At 58.8% G+C, this 16460-nt stretch carries 10 protein-coding genes; all 10 read right to left on the bottom strand.

Going from position 1 to position 16460, the window contains the following annotated elements; genetic code table 11:
• Nucleotides 1-43: 43 nt before the first annotated feature.
• Complete coding sequence (gene tuf / locus MHK04_RS06025; protein ID WP_023020538.1) at nt 44-1234, bottom strand: elongation factor Tu; 1191 nt, start codon at nt 1232-1234, stop codon at nt 44-46.
• 392 nt (nt 1235-1626) lie between these two features.
• Complete coding sequence (fusA, locus tag MHK04_RS06020) at nt 1627-3756, bottom strand: elongation factor G (protein ID WP_239208159.1); 2130 nt, start codon at nt 3754-3756, stop codon at nt 1627-1629.
• Nucleotides 3757-4078: 322 nt separating this feature from the next.
• Nucleotides 4079-4546 (bottom strand): 30S ribosomal protein S7, encoded by a 468-nt coding sequence (gene rpsG / locus MHK04_RS06015; protein WP_005322865.1) that lies wholly within the window; start codon nt 4544-4546, stop codon nt 4079-4081.
• A 6-nt stretch (nt 4547-4552) separates the two neighbouring features.
• Nucleotides 4553-4924 carry a 30S ribosomal protein S12 gene (rpsL, locus tag MHK04_RS06010; protein ID WP_005322866.1) on the bottom strand — a complete coding sequence of 124 codons (372 nt, stop codon included), beginning with the start codon at nt 4922-4924 and terminating at the stop codon, nt 4553-4555.
• A 232-nt stretch (nt 4925-5156) separates the two neighbouring features.
• On the bottom strand, nt 5157-5708 hold the full coding sequence (locus MHK04_RS06005) for a nucleoside/nucleotide kinase family protein (protein WP_023027806.1): 552 nt from the start codon (nt 5706-5708) through the stop codon (nt 5157-5159).
• A gap of 26 nt (nt 5709-5734) precedes the next feature.
• On the bottom strand, nt 5735-6505 hold the full coding sequence (locus MHK04_RS06000) for an energy-coupling factor transporter transmembrane component T family protein (RefSeq protein WP_239208160.1): 771 nt from the start codon (nt 6503-6505) through the stop codon (nt 5735-5737).
• Nucleotides 6498-7925, bottom strand: a complete 1428-nt coding sequence (locus MHK04_RS05995; protein WP_239208161.1) for an ABC transporter ATP-binding protein — start codon at nt 7923-7925, stop codon at nt 6498-6500. Before MHK04_RS05995 ends, MHK04_RS06000 begins: the two co-directional genes overlap by 8 nt.
• 14 nt (nt 7926-7939) lie before the next feature.
• Nucleotides 7940-8551 carry an ECF transporter S component gene (locus MHK04_RS05990; RefSeq protein WP_239208162.1) on the bottom strand — a complete coding sequence of 204 codons (612 nt, stop codon included), beginning with the start codon at nt 8549-8551 and terminating at the stop codon, nt 7940-7942.
• Nucleotides 8552-8842: 291 nt separating this feature from the next.
• The gene (locus tag MHK04_RS05985) at nt 8843-12838 is read right to left on the bottom strand and encodes a DNA-directed RNA polymerase subunit beta' (protein WP_023020532.1); all 3996 of its coding nucleotides are present in this window, start codon (nt 12836-12838) and stop codon (nt 8843-8845) included.
• Nucleotides 12839-12945: 107 nt separating this feature from the next.
• Nucleotides 12946-16440 (bottom strand): DNA-directed RNA polymerase subunit beta, encoded by a 3495-nt coding sequence (rpoB, locus tag MHK04_RS05980; RefSeq protein ID WP_200288281.1) that lies wholly within the window; start codon nt 16438-16440, stop codon nt 12946-12948.
• Nucleotides 16441-16460: the final 20 nt, after the last annotated feature.

Raw genomic sequence — 16460 nt, 5'->3', positions numbered from 1 at the left:
AGCGGATTTTTTATAGCTCTACTGAGCGGTTACTAGGTATCGACTAGTCGATAACCTTGGTAACGCGGCCAGCGCCGACGGTGCGGGAGCCTTCGCGGATAGCGAAGCGCAGGCCCTCGTCCATAGCGACCGGCTGGATGAGCTCAACGGACATCTCAACGTTGTCGCCAGGCATAACCATCTCGGTGCCCTCTGGCAGGTGAACAACACCGGTAACGTCCGTGGTACGGAAGTAGAACTGCGGACGGTAGTTGTTCATGAACGGGGTGTGGCGGCCGCCCTCTTCCTTCTTCAGGACGTAGACGGAACCCTCGAACTTGGTGTGCGGGGTGTAAGCGCCCGGCTTGATAACAACCTGGCCACGCTCAACGTCCTCACGCTTGGTACCACGCAGAAGCAGACCACAGTTGTCGCCAGCCTCGGTGTAGTCCATCATCTTGCGGAACATCTCGATACCGGTAACGGTGGTGGTCTGGGACTTCTCCTGGATACCGATGATCTCAACGTCCTCGTTGACGTTCAGACGGCCACGCTCAACACGGCCGGTAACAACGGTGCCGCGGCCGGTAATGGTGAAGATGTCCTCGATAGGCATCAGGAACGGCTGGTCGGTAGCGCGCTCCGGATCCGGGATAGCGTTGTCGCAGGCTTCCATCAGTTCAACGACGGACTGTACCCACTTGTCATCGCCCTCGAGAGCCTTCAGAGCGGAGATGTGAACGATAGGAGCTTCCTCATCGTAGTCCTGCTCTGCGAGCAGCTCACGGATCTCCATCTCAACGAGCTCGATGATTTCCTCATCATCAACCATGTCGCACTTGTTCAGTGCAACGAGGATGTAAGGAACGCCAACCTGGCGAGCAAGCAGAACGTGCTCGCGGGTCTGCGGCATCGGGCCATCGGTTGCAGCAACAACCAGGATAGCGCCGTCCATCTGAGCAGCGCCGGTAATCATGTTCTTGATGTAGTCGGCGTGGCCCGGAGCGTCAACGTGTGCGTAGTGGCGCTTCGGGGTGGAGTACTCAACGTGGGAGATGTTGATGGTAATACCGCGCTCCTTCTCCTCAGGAGCCTTGTCGATCATGTCGAACGCGAATGCCTGGTTCTCCTCAGGGTACTGGTCAGCCAGAACCTTGGTGATCGCTGCGGTGGTGGTGGTCTTGCCGTGGTCGACGTGTCCGATGGTGCCGATGTTCACATGCGGCTTCGTACGCTCGAACTTCTCCTTTGCCACTGTATGTCCTCCTGGACTATATGGTGGCTACGACCTTCGCAGCCACGTGGTTGACAGTTGTCATTGGCACCCGACCCACAGTATGTGGGGCAAAGCGCTAATGACGCTTTCTTTACGTGCCAGTTACACGATCCTAGATTTATGCCACGGTTTTTTCAAACCGCCGTTATAGGAGGTAACCCCGCGAAATATCGCGGCCATTTCCCTCGACAAGAATCTTCTAAAAAGGATCCTGGGAGGGTAACGGCCGGCTCAATTCACAACCTAGATGGTTAAGCTGCAAACTCAGCCCGCCGCTACCCTGGCCCAGTTGTCCCGCTCCGCGGCGGGTCTGGCATCTACTGGCGAAGATTACCAGCCCGGACAAACCGCGGGTGGAGCGGGGCTACTGCTTAGTTAGCGCTGCCGGTGCGCTCCTCGATGATCTCCTGTGCAACGGAGGATGGAACCTCTGCGTAGGAATCGAAGACCATGGTGAAGTTTGCGCGGCCAGCGGTGGAAGAACGCAGGTCACCGATGTAACCGAACATCTCGGACAGCGGCACCTTAGCCTTAACGACCTTCGCGCCGGAACGGTCCTCCATAGCGAAGACCTGGCCACGACGGGAGGAGATGTCACCGTTAACGGTGCCCATGTACTCCTCAGGGGTGACAACCTCAACGGCCATCATCGGCTCCAGCAGAACTGGCTTTGCCTTGGCCATTGCTTCCTTGAAGACCTGGGAGCCGGCCAGCTTGAAGGCCATCTCGGAGGAGTCGACGTCGTGGTAAGCGCCGTCTTCCAGGGTGGCCTTGATGTTAACCATCGGGAAGCCTGCCAGGTAGCCGTACTGCATTGCGTCCTGGATACCAGCGTCAACGGAAGGAATGTATTCCTTCGGAACGCGGCCACCAGTGACGGCATTCTCGAATGCGTAAGTTGCGGACTCGCCCTCTTCCAAGGTCTCTGGGTCCGGGTTGTACGGCTCGATGGTGCAGATAACCTTTGCGAACTGACCGGAACCACCGGTCTGCTTCTTGTGGGTATACTCCATGGACTCAACCTTCTTACGGATGGTCTCACGGTAAGCAACCTGCGGGTTACCGATGTTCGCCTCAACCTTGAACTCGCGCTTCATGCGGTCAACAAGAACGTCGAGGTGGAGCTCGCCCATGCCGCCGATAACGGTCTGGCCGGTCTCCTCATCCAGCTCGACGGTGAAGGTTGGGTCCTCAGCTGCGAGCTTCTGGATAGCGGTACCCAGCTTCTCCTGGTCAGCCTTGGTCTTCGGCTCGATGGAAACCTTGATAACCGGATCCGGGAAGTCCATGGACTCGAGGATGATCTGGTTATCCTTGTCACACAGGGTGTCACCGGTGGTGGTCTCTTTCAGACCGATAACAGCATAAATGTTACCGGCGTCTGCCTGCTCAACAGGGTTTTCCTTGTTGGCGTGCATCTGGAAGAGCTTACCGATGCGCTCCTTCTTACCCTTGGTGGAGTTCATAACCTCGGTACCCGGGGTGACCTGGCCGGAGTAGACGCGGGTGAAGGTGAGCTGGCCAAAGAATGGGTGAGCAGCAATCTTGAATGCCAGTGCGGAGAACGGGGACTCAACGGAAGGCTTACGGGTAAGCTCCTTGTCCTCGTTTCCTACCTCGTGGCCGATAACCTCGCCGACGTCCAGCGGGCTTGGCAGGAAGTCAACCACAGCGTCGAGCAGTGGCTGCACGCCCTTGTTGCGGTAGGCGGTACCGCAGTAAACTGGGTAGACCTCGGAGTTGATGGTGAGCTTACGGATGCCGGCCTTGAGCTCGTCAATGGTCAGCTCCTCGCCGCCGAAGTACTTCTCCATGAGTTCTTCGTCGGACTCAGCAACGGTCTCAACCAGCTTCTCGCGGTATTCTTCCGCCTTGTCCTTGAGGTCCTCTGGGATTTCCTCGTAGGTAGGCTCAGCGCCGGTCTCGACCTTGCCACGCCAGGTGATTGCCTGCATATTCAGCAGGTCGACAACGCCGTCGAAGTCATCCTCAGCGCCGATAGGCAGCTGCATAACCAGCGGCTTAGCGCCCAAGCGGTCAATGATGGTCTGAACGGTGAAGTAGAAGTCAGCGCCCAGCTTGTCCATCTTGTTAACGAAGCAGATACGCGGAACGTCGTACTTAGCAGCCTGACGCCACACCTGCTCGGACTGCGGCTCAACGCCTTCCTTGCCGTCGAAGACTGCGACGGCGCCGTCGAGAACACGCAGGGAACGCTCAACCTCAACGGTGAAGTCAACGTGACCCGGGGTGTCGATGATATTGATCTGGTTGTTATCCCAGAAGCAGGTCACGGCAGCGGAGGTAATGGTGATGCCGCGCTCCTTCTCCTGCTCCATCCAGTCAGTGGTGGACGCACCGTCGTGGGTCTCGCCCACCTTACGGTTGATACCGGTGTAGAAGAGAATACGCTCGGTGGTCGTCGTCTTACCAGCATCGATGTGGGCCATGATGCCGATGTTGCGGACCTTGTTCAGGTCCTTAAGCACTTCTTGTGCCACGTTTATACCCCAACTTAATAGTCGTCGACGCCGTGACCAGGTTTCTGGCTATGACGCCTGCATGGATAAGGTCTTTTAATTTTTGCCACTATTGGCCGTCCTAGGTGCACGCATGCGCCTAGACTTCCATCGCTTCAGTGTACTGGACACTCCACGATGTCGCTGGACTGGGCAGGCATGCTGCCCAGAAATCACACCCATTAGGGCAAAAAATGGCCCAAGCAAGAGATATGTAGTTTTGTGTCGCCGCCGGAGAAAACCTGCCGACAGCCAGCGCGAAACTTTCTTCTCGTTGCTTGGGCCATTGAAATGAGTGCTGAAATTACCAGCGGTAGTGGGCGAAGGCGCGGTTAGCCTCAGCCATCTTGTGAGTATCCTCACGACGCTTAACGGAAGCGCCGAGGCCGTTGGAGGCATCCAGAATCTCGTTTGCGAGACGCTCAATCATGGAGTTCTCGCGACGCTGGCGGGTGAAGGTCACCATCCAGCGCAGTGCCAGGGTGTTTGCACGGTCAGGGCGAACCTCAACCGGCACCTGGTAGGTAGCGCCACCGACACGGCGGGAGCGAACCTCAAGGTCTGGGCGGATATTGCCCAGTGCCTTCTCCAGGGTGCCAACCGGATCGGTACCGGTCTTCTCGCGGCAAGCCTCGAGAGCGCCATAGACGATACGCTCTGCGGTGGACTTCTTGCCGTCCTGGAGGATCTTGTTGACGAGCATGGTTACCTGCTCGGAGTTGTATACCGGGTCCTTGACTACAGGACGCTTCGGAGCAGCATTCTTACGCATTGTTTATTACTGTCCCTTCTTTGCGCCGTAACGGGAACGTGCCTGCTTACGGTCCTTGACACCCTGGGTATCCAGAGCGCCGCGGATGATCTTGTAACGAACACCAGGAAGGTCCTTCACACGGCCGCCGCGAACGAGGACCATGGAGTGCTCCTGCAGGTTGTGGCCCTCGCCCGGAATGTAGGCGGAAACCTCAATACCGGTGGTCAGGCGAACACGAGCAACCTTACGCAGTGCGGAGTTCGGCTTCTTAGGAGTGGTGGTGTACACGCGGGTGCATACACCGCGACGCTGCGGGGACCCCTTCAGCGCAGCGGTGGAAACCTCTTTACGCTTATCGTGGCGGCCCTTGCGGACCAGCTGCTGAATAGTTGGCATTTAACAGTCTTTCTGTCGAATTGCACCAATACCGAAGGAAAAGAACCAAACATGCAAAAATGGACGCTCTTTCCCGGGGCGCTGCCGCATGTCCAGAACTCTTCCCAAGGTCGGTGCCTTGTTAAGGATCAGACTCTTCACCGCGCGCCAGCAAGGCACGCATAGTGAACTGCCGTTTAGACTAGCAAACCGATCACGCTTTATACAAAACGCGAACGGCACCTTCTTCCTACTAGGACCATTCCCAAACTAAATCAGCCTCAGCAGCCTTGGTGGCAAAGTAGTCCTTTTCCTGTGCTTCCCAGGTTTCAAACCACTGCTCGTAGTCGGGCTCGCGGGCGATGGCGCGTTCGCGGCGTTGGTCTCGGGGGCCGTCGATAAGCACGCTAACTACCGTTCCCCTCTCCTTTGCGGCTGCGATATTGGCCGGGGTTACGGAGCCGACCCCTTCCACGATGAGATCATCGCGCACGTCGAGGCTAGCCCAGTCTCCAGGGCTGTCCGCCTCCCAATCCCAGCGCCAATAGCCGGGATTCATGGTGCGCAATACCTGTTCTGCCACCATGTCAGAGCCCTTGTCTAGGCCGTGCCAGCCGGGGTAGAACTCATCGAGGTGTACCACGCGCCAGTTGGTGCGCTCGGCCAGCGCGGCGGAAGTCCAGGTTTTTCCGGCACCCGAAGGGCCGTCGATAAGCACGGTCACTGGCTTGAAGGCACGCTTTCTGGCTGCCGCCAGCTTGACGACGTCCTCTAAAAGGCGCTCTTGTTGGCTATCAAAGTCCATGGTCGCTCAATCACTGCTTTCGCGGTTTATAGGCCGAAGAATCTCCAGGCCCCAGTGAGTACCGAAACTACCACCGGTACAAAAGCGAGGACAGTACCTATGGCCATAATCCACCCATCGCGGGCGTGCAGCCGGGAGGGACGCGCCCACGTACGTGCCCCTCCTCCGGGTGGGGTGCGCCCAAATCCGCGCGCCTCCATGGCCGTCGCCAGCTTGCCACCGCGGCGCAGCGCGATGACCAATAGCCCGAAGGACATAGTAAGCAGGTGCTTCAGCTTGCCGACGTCGGTCAGCCCCCTCGCCCTGCGCGCCATCCCCAGCGACTGCCAATCGGATTGAAAGAGCGTCATCATGCGCACACCGGCCACTGCACCAATGACAAAGCGCGATGGTAGCTTCAGGATCTGCGAGAGAGCATCACCCAGCTCCGTAGGGTCGATATCACGGGCGAGCACCACCATGGGCAAAGCCACGGCGAAGACGCGCAGCGTAATAGCGATTGCCAGGGTGAGGGAATTTTCAGTGACATGAATAAGCCACCAGTGGAAGTATTCGGTGCCGCTGGGCTCACCATAAAGCAGCATGGAAACGCCGGAAATCGGGGCAACCAAGAAAAGGAACCACCCGGCTTTAAAGACCCTCGCCCACGATACCCCACATAACGGGGCGAAAATCAGGGTGAGCGCCAATGATACCGCTGCCGAAACCCAGTCAATAGATGCCAAAATGGGAGTGACCCAGATAAACATCATAAACACTCGTGTCAGCGGATTGGCTTCGCGCAAAAGGTTAGGCACTATCCACCTCCACATGATGATCCCCTAGAGCCTGGATAAACAAAGGATCGTGGGTGATGGAGGCAACGGTGGTACCACCATCGGCAAGCTCGCGTAGCAAGCGCACCAGCTCCACAAAGGTTTGCGGATCTTGTCCAAAAGTAGGCTCGTCAAGAAGTACTACCTCAGGTGACGTTACCAACGCAGTAGCTACCGAAAGGCGGCGCTTCTCGCCTCCCGAAAGCGTGAAGGGATTAGCCTCCAAAAGGTGCTCCAGGCGCAGGGAATCCACCAATTGGGCTATGCGCTCTTCTGGCGGTTTTACTCGCATGACCTTTGGCGCGACGCGCAGCTCTTCCGCTACGGTGCGCGAAACGAACTGGTGCTCCGGGTTTTGGAATACGAATCCAATGCGGTCTGCCAGCTCTCGAGACTCCCACCGAATCGGTGGCCCCTTCACGCCACGGCGCACATAGTCTGCCACTCCGATCTCGCCGGAGATGGCCGGCAGCAAGCCCGCCATGGTCATCAACCATGTCGATTTTCCTGCACCATTAGGACCTGTAATCACAGTCGAAGCGCCCGCCGGCAGAGAAATCGTGCGCGGTGGGCCGAAGCGAGTAACCAAATCCTTACTCCAGAGCGCAGCGTCTCCTTCCCTAGCTGCGCCATCACCCAACTCGCGCGCCTGCGGGAGCTCTTCGACACGGCGGCGTCGTGCTATCTGCTCAAAGGGACCATCGGCCACGATGCGCCCATGCGCAATTTCCACGGCACGGTCAAGCAATCCTTCCCACGCCGTATGCTGGTGTTCTACCACCACAAGGGTAGCCCCAGTCTCTTCTACCATTGCAGAAACGGCCCGAACCACATCGCGGGCGCCGGCAGGGTCAAGATTGGCTGTGGGCTCATCAAGCAGCACCACACCGGCACCCATAGCGATTACACCCGCTAAAGCAAGGCGTTGCTTTTGCCCACCAGACAGGCGCTCGGTGGGAAAATCCATATCCACGAACGGGCCGACCAGATCCTTGGCCGCGGCTACGCGGCGCCAAATCTCTTCCCTCGGATACGCTAGGTTCTCGCAGCCGAAGGCAATATCGTCTCCCACCCGAGCTGAGATAACCTGCGAATCCGGGTCTTGTAATACCAGCCCTACGGGAATGGAATGTCCCGGTTCTTCCACTGCGCCAGTGGAATCTTCCAAGAGGATCTCTCCGGTGCGGGTTCCCTCTTCATCGGAACCCAGTACCCCGGCTATAGCAGCTAGGAAGGTGGATTTTCCGGATCCAGAGTCGCCGCAAAGCAATACCCGCTCGCCCGGTTCAATAACCAGGTCAATATCAGCTAACGCTGGCTGGGTGCGCCCGGCATGCGTCCAGCCAAAACCGCGGGCGGTAATTTTTGTGGACCTTCCCGCCAGAGTGGAAAAGTCAGTCACAGTGCCAATACGCCCTAAGCGCGCTGTTCGCGGCCTGCGGCGAAACGATCCAAAGCGCCTGTCTTCGCTAGCGCCTTCACCACGAAAAAGCCCAAAGCACCGGCGAGGATCGCACCGGAGATAGTCAGCGTAACCAAATAAATCATTTGGAACTCGAAGGAGCGAGCCAAGTTACCGGAAAGGAATAGCTCGAGAATAAAAGCACCCCAGCCAGCCGCCATGCCGGCTAATACCGAAACTCCAAAGCCAAACCTGCGGTACAGGAAGATAGCCAGGATGATTTCCACGCCTAGCCCTTGTGCCAAGCCGGAATACAGGGTTTCAATGCCCCACTGGGAACCCAGCACTGCGGACACAGTGGCCGCTAGGACCTCAACGTATACAGCTGCACCTGGCTTGCGGATGATAAGGCCACCCAGCACGCCACCAATGAGCCAAATGCCGGTGGCTATACCGCCCAAACCCGGGGTAATAGCATCCATACCTTGGAACCAGGCATAGCCCACTGCGTTCCAACCCAAGAATACGAAGCCGCAAGCTACACCCAGAACAGATGCAACCACGATATCGACCACGCGCCAATTCAAACTGCGCTTCGGGGCAGCGGACGCACGTGTAGTAGACATAATTTTCCTCCCTCTCGCCGGCATTATCCGGATCAGGTTCTACGGTTCACCGCGCATGTGGCGGCATCTCAGCCAGTCTCGGCTACACAATGGCAGCTGACCAGCACCCGTGATGTGTGCATTTTTCAACTACTTAGGCAGCGCTCCCCTAAAGGCGCCTTGCCAAAAGCTGCATTCATACTAGCAGAGCAGTTTAGCGGTACGCCCTAAACATGGAAACAGCCCCGCCTTCCTGTCATTCAGAAAGGCGGGGCCATCAATATCCCGCGTTAACGCAGATTCAGCTGCACCCTAGAAAGTGAAGTCCTCATCCAGCGGCACGGAGGCACCGGTGAACTCACCGAAGCCGTCATCGCCATAGATGGAATCGCCGTAAGTCGGAATCGAGTATGCAGCGTTGCGCGCAGCCTCGGTCGGCTTGACGGAAATATTGCGGTAGCGGGAAATACCGGTACCGGCCGGGATGAGCTTACCGATAATCACGTTCTCCTTGAGACCGATGAGCTTATCGGAGCGCTTGTTAATAGCAGCGTCGGTAAGCACGCGAGTGGTCTCCTGGAAGGATGCAGCGGACAGCCAGGACTCGGTAGCCAAGGAAGCCTTGGTAATACCCATGATCTCCGAGCGCAGCTGAGCCGGCTCGCCACCTTCTGCAACCTGAGCAGCATTGAGCTGCTTAGCCTCAGAAAGGTCGATAAGGTTACCCGGCAACAAGTCCGTAGTACCCGCATCAATGACGGTACCGCGGCGCAGCATCTGGCGGATGATGATCTCGATGTGCTTATCGTGGATAGCCACACCCTGGGTACGGTACACAGCCTGCACCTCGTTGATGAGGTGCTGCTCCACGCCACGGCGGCCGAGGACCTCGAGCACGTCGTGTGGGTCAGCCGCACCGCGCATCAGGCGGTCACCGGTCTCGACGTGGTCGCCGTCCTTGAGGGAACGCTCGATCATCGCATCCGGGTTGGACTCCATCGGGCGACGGACCTGAGCCAGGCCCTGACGCTTGGAGAGCTTCTCATAGACCACATCATCAGAACCGTCATCCGGGGTGATGGTCAGGGTCCAGAAGTTGCCCTCATCGGACAGGGATACGGTGCCGTCAACGGAAGCGATAGGAGCGCGGTTCTTCGGGTTACGGGCCTCGAAAAGCTCCTGAACACGCGGGAGACCGCCGGTAATATCGCCACCGACACCACCCTGGTGGAACGTACGCATGGTCAGCTGGGTGCCCGGCTCACCAATGGACTGTGCCGCCACGATGCCGACGGCCTCGCCGATATCGACCAGCTGGCCGGAAGCCATGGACTTGCCGTAGCACTTGGCACACACGCCAGCCGGGGTCTGGCAGGTCAGCACGGAGCGAACCTTGACCTCAGTAACCTTGGCGTCCAACAGCTTCTGGGTGAGTTCCTCGGTGAGGTCGGAGCCGGCCTCGGCCACGACCTCGCCATTGTCGTCCTTGACATCGGTCGCGAGAACGCGGCCGGATGCGGAGGTCTCCCACAGCTCGGAGAGAACCACCTTGTCGCCGGAAACCTCGCCGATGGGGACGCGAACGCCCTGGCGGGTGCCACAGTCCTCTTCGCGGACGATGACGTCCTGGGCCACGTCCACCAGACGACGGGTGAGGTAGCCGGAGTCAGCGGTACGCAGCGCGGTATCGGCCAGACCCTTACGGGAACCGTGGGAGTTGTTGAAGTACTCCAGCACGGACAGGCCTTCACGGAAGGAGGTCTTAATCGGACGGGTGATGTAATCACCGTGCGAGTTCACAACCATGCCCTTCATACCGGCCAGCGTCCAGATCTGACGCATGTTACCGGCCGCACCAGACTTCACAATCATCGGAATCGGGTTGTGGTCCGGGTACATGTTCTCGACGGCCTCACCGACGGTATCGGTAGCGTCCTTCCACAGCTCAACCAGGCGATCGTAGCGCTCACGCTCGGTCAGAGCACCCTGCTCCCAGTACTTACGCTCGATGCGCTCTGCTTCCTTCTCATAAGACTCAAGGATCTCGGTCTTATTCGGCAGAACCAGAACGTCAGACATGGTGATGGTCACGCCGGAACGGGTTGCCCAGTAGAAGCCGGCATCCTTCATGTTGTCCAGCACCTGAGCCACGGTGATCATCGGGTACTTATTGGCCAAGTCATTAACCACGTCACCGATGAGGACCTTGTTGCCAGAGCCGCCGCCCTTACGGACCATGATGCCCTCGAGGTACGGGTAGTTCCATGGCAACAACTCGTTGAACATGACGCGGCCAATGGTGGTGTAGCCCATCCATGCCTGGCCCTTGGTCCAGCCATCCGGGAACTGCTCCTCCTCGATCTCCTTCGGCGGGCGAAGGTGATCGATGCGGACCTTGATCGGGGCCTGCAGGCCAACGGTGCCGCGGTCATAGGCCATGAGGGCCTCGGCGTAGGAGGAGTAAACGCCGGTTGCTGGCTTGTCCTCTTCTGCCTCGCGGAAGCGGCCGTTGCCACCGATCTCGTCCTCGGACTTGTCCATCGTCAGGTAGTACAGGCCGGTAACCATATCCAGACGCGGCATAGCCAGTGGCTTACCGGATGCCGGGGACAGAATGTTATTGGACGCCAGCATCAAGACGCGGGCCTCAGCCTGTGCCTCAGCGGACAGCGGCAGGTGGACTGCCATCTGGTCACCGTCGAAGTCGGCGTTGAACGCCTCACAAGCCAGCGGGTGCAGCTGAATAGCCTTACCCTCAACCAGCTTCGGCTCGAAGGCCTGAATGCCCAGGCGGTGCAGCGTAGGTGCACGGTTGAGCATCACAGGGTGCTCAGAAATGGCCTGCTCCAGCACGTCCCACACCTCTGGGCGCTGGCGCTCAACCATGCGCTTGGCGGACTTGATGTTCTGGGCATAGTCGTTTTCTACCAAGCGCTTCATGACGAACGGCTTGAATAGCTCGAGCGCCATGAGCTTCGGCAGACCACACTCGTGCAGCTTCAGCTGCGGGCCGACAATAATAACGGAACGGCCGGAGTAGTCCACGCGCTTACCCAGCAAGTTCTGGCGGAAACGGCCCTGCTTGCCCTTGAGCAAGTCAGACAGAGACTTCAGCGGACGGTTGCCCGGGCCGGTAACCGGACGGCCGCGGCGGCCGTTATCGAAGAGCGCGTCCACAGACTCCTGCAGCATGCGCTTCTCGTTGTTCACGATGATCTCTGGAGCGCCCAGGTCGATCATGCGCTTCAAACGGTTATTGCGGTTGATCACGCGGCGGTAGAGGTCATTCAGGTCGGAGGTAGCAAAGCGGCCACCGTCCAGCTGCACCATTGGGCGCAGCTCTGGCGGGATAACCGGGATGGCATCCAACACCATGCCGGCCGGATCGTTGCCGGAGCGCAGGAAGGCAGCAACGACCTTCAGGCGCTTGAGAGCACGCATCTTCTTCTGGCCCTTGCCGTTGTTGATGATCTCGCGCAGCTCCTCGGCCTCAGCCTCGAGGTCGAAGTTGCGGACCAGGGTCTGGATAGCTTCTGCGCCCATGCCGCCGGTGAAGTAATCCTCGTAGCGGTCAACCAGCTCTTCGTAGATGGTCTCATCGATGATCATCTGCTTTGGAGCCAGCTTGATGAAGGTATTCCAGATTTCATCCAGGCGGGCGATTTCGCGCTCGCCACGCTCGCGGATGTGCTGCATTTCCTTATCGGCAGCGTTCTTTACCTTCTTACGGGCATCGGCCTTGGCACCGGCTGCTTCCAGCTCAGCCAGGTCAGACTCCAGCTTGGAGGCGCGTTCTGCGATCTCGGACTCGGTATCGTCCTCAACGTCCTTCTTCTCCAGGAGCATTTCTGCTTCCAGGGTGGACTGGTCGTTGTGGCGAGCCTCTTCATCCACGGAGGTGATGATATTGGCGGCGAAGTAAATGATGCGCTCGAGATCCTTCGGAGCCAAGTCCAGCAGGTAGCCCAAGCGGGAAGGAACGCCCTTGAAGTACCAGATGTGGGTTACCGGAGCGGCCAGCTCAATGTGGCCCATGCGCTCACGGCGAACCTTGGACTTGGTGACCTCAACGCCACAGCGCTCACAGATGATGCCCTTGTAGCGGACGCGCTTGTACTTACCACAAGCGCACTCCCAGTCACGGGTGGGGCCGAAGATGCGCTCACAGAAGAGGCCGTCCTTCTCCGGCTTCAGAGTGCGGTAGTTAATGGTCTCAGGCTTTTTGACCTCGCCCTTGGACCAGCGACGAATATCGTCTGCGGTGGCCAGACCGATGCGGAGCTCGTCGAAGAGATTTACGTCAAACACGTAATGTCTCCCTTTCATCCTCGTTGTCGAGGAATTGATGGCTTTGTATGAATGAAACGTTTATGCCCTACCACGGGGACTTACCCCGTGGTGGACCAAGAAACTAATTAGGCGATGTCAGCGGAAGAACCCTCATCGCGGGACAGGTTAATGCCAAGCGATGGGCTATCCATGTCATCGTCATCAGAGCCAGACAGCTCCATCGGCGTGCCGTCGGTGGAAAGAACTTCCACGTTCAAGCACAGGGACTGCAGCTCCTTGAGCAACACCTTGAAGGACTCAGGGATGCCCGGATCTGGAATATTGTCGCCCTTAACAATGGCTTCGTAGACCTTCACGCGGCCGACGACGTCATCGGACTTGATGGTCAGCAGCTCCTGCAGGGTGTAGGCAGCGCCGTATGCCTGCATTGCCCACACCTCCATCTCGCCGAAGCGCTGGCCACCGAACTGGGCCTTACCACCCAGCGGCTGCTGGGTAATCATGGAGTAAGGACCGGTGGAACGGGCGTGAATCTTCTCATCGACCAAGTGGTGCAGCTTGAGCATGTACATGTAGCCAACCGAAATTGGGTACTTGTACGGTTCGCCCGAGCGGCCGTCGAAAAGCGTGGCCTTGCCGTGCTCATCCACCAGCACATCGCCGTCGCGGTTAGGACGGGAGGAAGCCAGCAGGCGCTCGATCTCGTGATTGGTAGCACCGTCGAAGACCGGGGTCGCGGTCAAGGAATCCGCAGGAACGTCATAGAGCTCCTCCGGCAGGGTCTTGAGCAGCTCGGCGTTCTTCGGATCCTCGGTGTCAACCTTCCAGCCGGCGTGTGCCAACCAGCCCAGGTGAACCTCGAGGACCTGGCCGATGTTCATACGACGTGGCACACCGTGGGTGTTCAGCAGGATGTCTACCGGGGTGCCGTCTTCCATGAACGGCATATCCTCTGGCGGCAGAATCTTGCCCACAACACCCTTGTTGCCGTGGCGGCCGGCCATCTTATCGCCGTCCTGGATCTTGCGCTTCTGGGCCACGTAGACGCGAATCATCTCGTTGACGCCAGGGGCCAGATCGTCATCATCATCGCGGGAGAAGCGGGCAACGCCAATGACCTTGCCTACCTCACCGTGCGGCACCTTCATGGAGGTATCGCGAACCTCACGGGCCTTCTCACCGAAGATGGCGCGCAGCAGGCGCTCCTCCGGGGTCAGCTCGGTCTCGCCCTTAGGGGTGACCTTACCCACCAGGATGTCACCGGCGCGGACGTCCGCACCGATGCGGATGATGCCGCGCTCGTCCAAATCGCTCAAGACGTCTTCCGAAACGTTCGGAATTTCGCGGGTGATTTCCTCAGCGCCCAGCTTGGTATCGCGAGCATCGATTTCGTGCTCCTCGATGTGGACGGAGGTCAAGATATCCTCTTCCACGATGCGCTGGTTGAGGATGATGGCGTCCTCGTAGTTGTGGCCTTCCCACGGCATGAAGGCAACCAGCAGGTTGCGGCCGAGGGACATCTCACCATTGTGGGTACCAGGACCATCGGCCAGAACCTGGCCGGCCTCTACGCGCTCGCCCATAGAAACCAGCGGGGTCTGGTTGTAGTTGGTGCCCTGGTTAGTGCGCTCGAACTTACGCAGGATGTAGGTATCGCGCTGGCCCTCATCATCCATGATGGTGATGACATCAGCGGTGACGTTTTCTACCACACCGGCCTTCGGGGTGATAACAACGTCGCCAGCGTCATAAGCAGCGCGCTGCTCCATGCCGGTACCTACCAGCGGAGCCTCGGAGCGAACCAGCGGCACGGCCTGCTTCTGCATGTTCGCACCCATCAGGGCACGGTTAGCATCGTCGTGCTCCAAGAACGGAATCATGGCGGTACCCACGGACACCATCTGGCGCGGGGACACGTCAACGTAGTCCACACCAGAGGCATCGGTAAGTCCGATATCGCCGTCCTTCAGACGGACCTCAATACGCTCGCCGGTGAGGTTGCCTTCTGCATCCTGCTCAACCTCAGCCTGAGCAATAGCAAAGCGATCCTCTTCATCGGCGGTGAGGTACTCCACCTGGTCGGTAATCTTGCCGTCCACAACCTTGCGGTACGGGGTCTCAATAAAGCCAAAGGCATTCACGCGGGCATAGGAAGCCAGCGCGCCAATCAGGCCAATGTTCGGACCCTCAGGAGTCTCAATCGGGCACATGCGGCCGTAGTGAGAAGCGTGAACGTCTCGCACCTCAATGCCGGCGCGCTCCCGGGACAGACCGCCCGGGCCCAGCGCGGACAGGCGGCGCTTGTGGGTCAGGCCGGACAGCGAGTTGTTGTGGTCCATGAACTGGGACAGCTGCGAGGTGCCGAAGAACTCGCGGATAGCAGCAGAGACCGGGCGCACGTTAATCAGGGAGGTCGGAGTGATGGACTCCGCGTCCTGGGTGGTCATGCGCTCGCGCACAACGCGCTCCATGCGGGACAGGCCCACGCGGACCTGATTCTGGATGAGCTCACCTACGGTGCGCAGGCGGCGGTTACCAAAGTGGTCGATGTCATCCGTGTGCAAGGAGATCATCTCGCCGTTTGGCGCCTTCATCTCGCGCTCGCCTACGTGCAGGCGGACCAGGTACTCGAGGGTGACGGCAATGTCTTCCTCGGTCAGGGTCATCAGACCATCGTGGTCGCCGCCCAGGCCCAGCTTGCGGTTGACCTTATAGCGGCCGACCTTTGCCAGGTCGTAACGCTTCGCACGGAAGAAGGAGTTATCCAGCAAGGACTGTGCCAATTCACGGGTTGGCTGCTCGCCTGGGCGCTGCTTACGGTAAATCTCCAGCAATGCCTCATCGGTATTTGCCACGCCATCAGATTCCAGGGTGGACATCATAAGCTCGGAAAAGCCGAAGCGATCCTTGATCTGCTCCTCGCTCCAGCCCAGTGCCTTAAGCAGCACGGTAACCGGCTGGCGGCGCTTGCGGTCAATGCGCACGCCGACGGTATCGCGCTTGTCGACGTCGAACTCCAACCACGCACCGCGGGAAGGAATAACCTTCACGGAGTGCAGCGGACGCTCGGTGGACTTATCGATCGAGCGATCGAAGTACACGCCCGGGGAGCGCACCAGCTGAGAGACGACGACGCGCTCGGTACCGTTCACGATGAACGTGCCCATATCCGTCATCATCGGGAAATCGCCGATGAAAACGGTCTGCGACTTAATCTCTTGGGTGTCGTTATTGATAAACTCTGCGGTCACGTACAGCGGCGCGGAGTAGTTGATGTCCTTTTCCTTGCACTCATCCACGGTGTTTTTCACCGGTTCAAAGCGCGGCTCCGACAAGGACAGGGACATATTGCCCGAGTAGTCCTCAATCGGCGAGAGCTCTTCGAGGATGTCCTCGAGGCCGCTCGTTACGCGGGCATCGTCGCCACGCGCAGCCTGCTCGCGCTCGCGCCATTCCGGCGAGCCGACGAGCCAAGCAAAAGAATCAAGTTGTACGTCAAGGAGACCCGGCAGGGCGATGGGCTCGCTAATTTTTGCAAACGAGTATCGCTTCGGGGCTCCGGGGATATTGGCCACTGACTTGGTCTGGCGGGAGACTGCCAAGATGGGTCCTTCCAGCACCTCACGCGGATTGCCTGCTC

Source organism: Corynebacterium nasorum, from assembly GCF_022345765.1.
Classification (GTDB): domain Bacteria; phylum Actinomycetota; class Actinomycetes; order Mycobacteriales; family Mycobacteriaceae; genus Corynebacterium; species Corynebacterium kefirresidentii.
Note: the sequence above shows the minus strand (reverse complement) of the source record. Positions and strands in the feature narration are given on the sequence as shown.

Coding starts and splice junctions, on each gene's coding strand:
- rpsG (WP_005322865.1), bottom strand. CDS start 4,546: ATGCGTAAGAATGCTGCTCCGAAGCGTCCTGTAGTCAAGGACCCGGTA.
- rpsL (WP_005322866.1), bottom strand. CDS start 4,924: ATGCCAACTATTCAGCAGCTGGTCCGCAAGGGCCGCCACGATAAGCGT.
- MHK04_RS06005 (WP_023027806.1), bottom strand. CDS start 5,708: ATGGACTTTGATAGCCAACAAGAGCGCCTTTTAGAGGACGTCGTCAAG.
- MHK04_RS05990 (WP_239208162.1), bottom strand. CDS start 8,551: ATGTCTACTACACGTGCGTCCGCTGCCCCGAAGCGCAGTTTGAATTGG.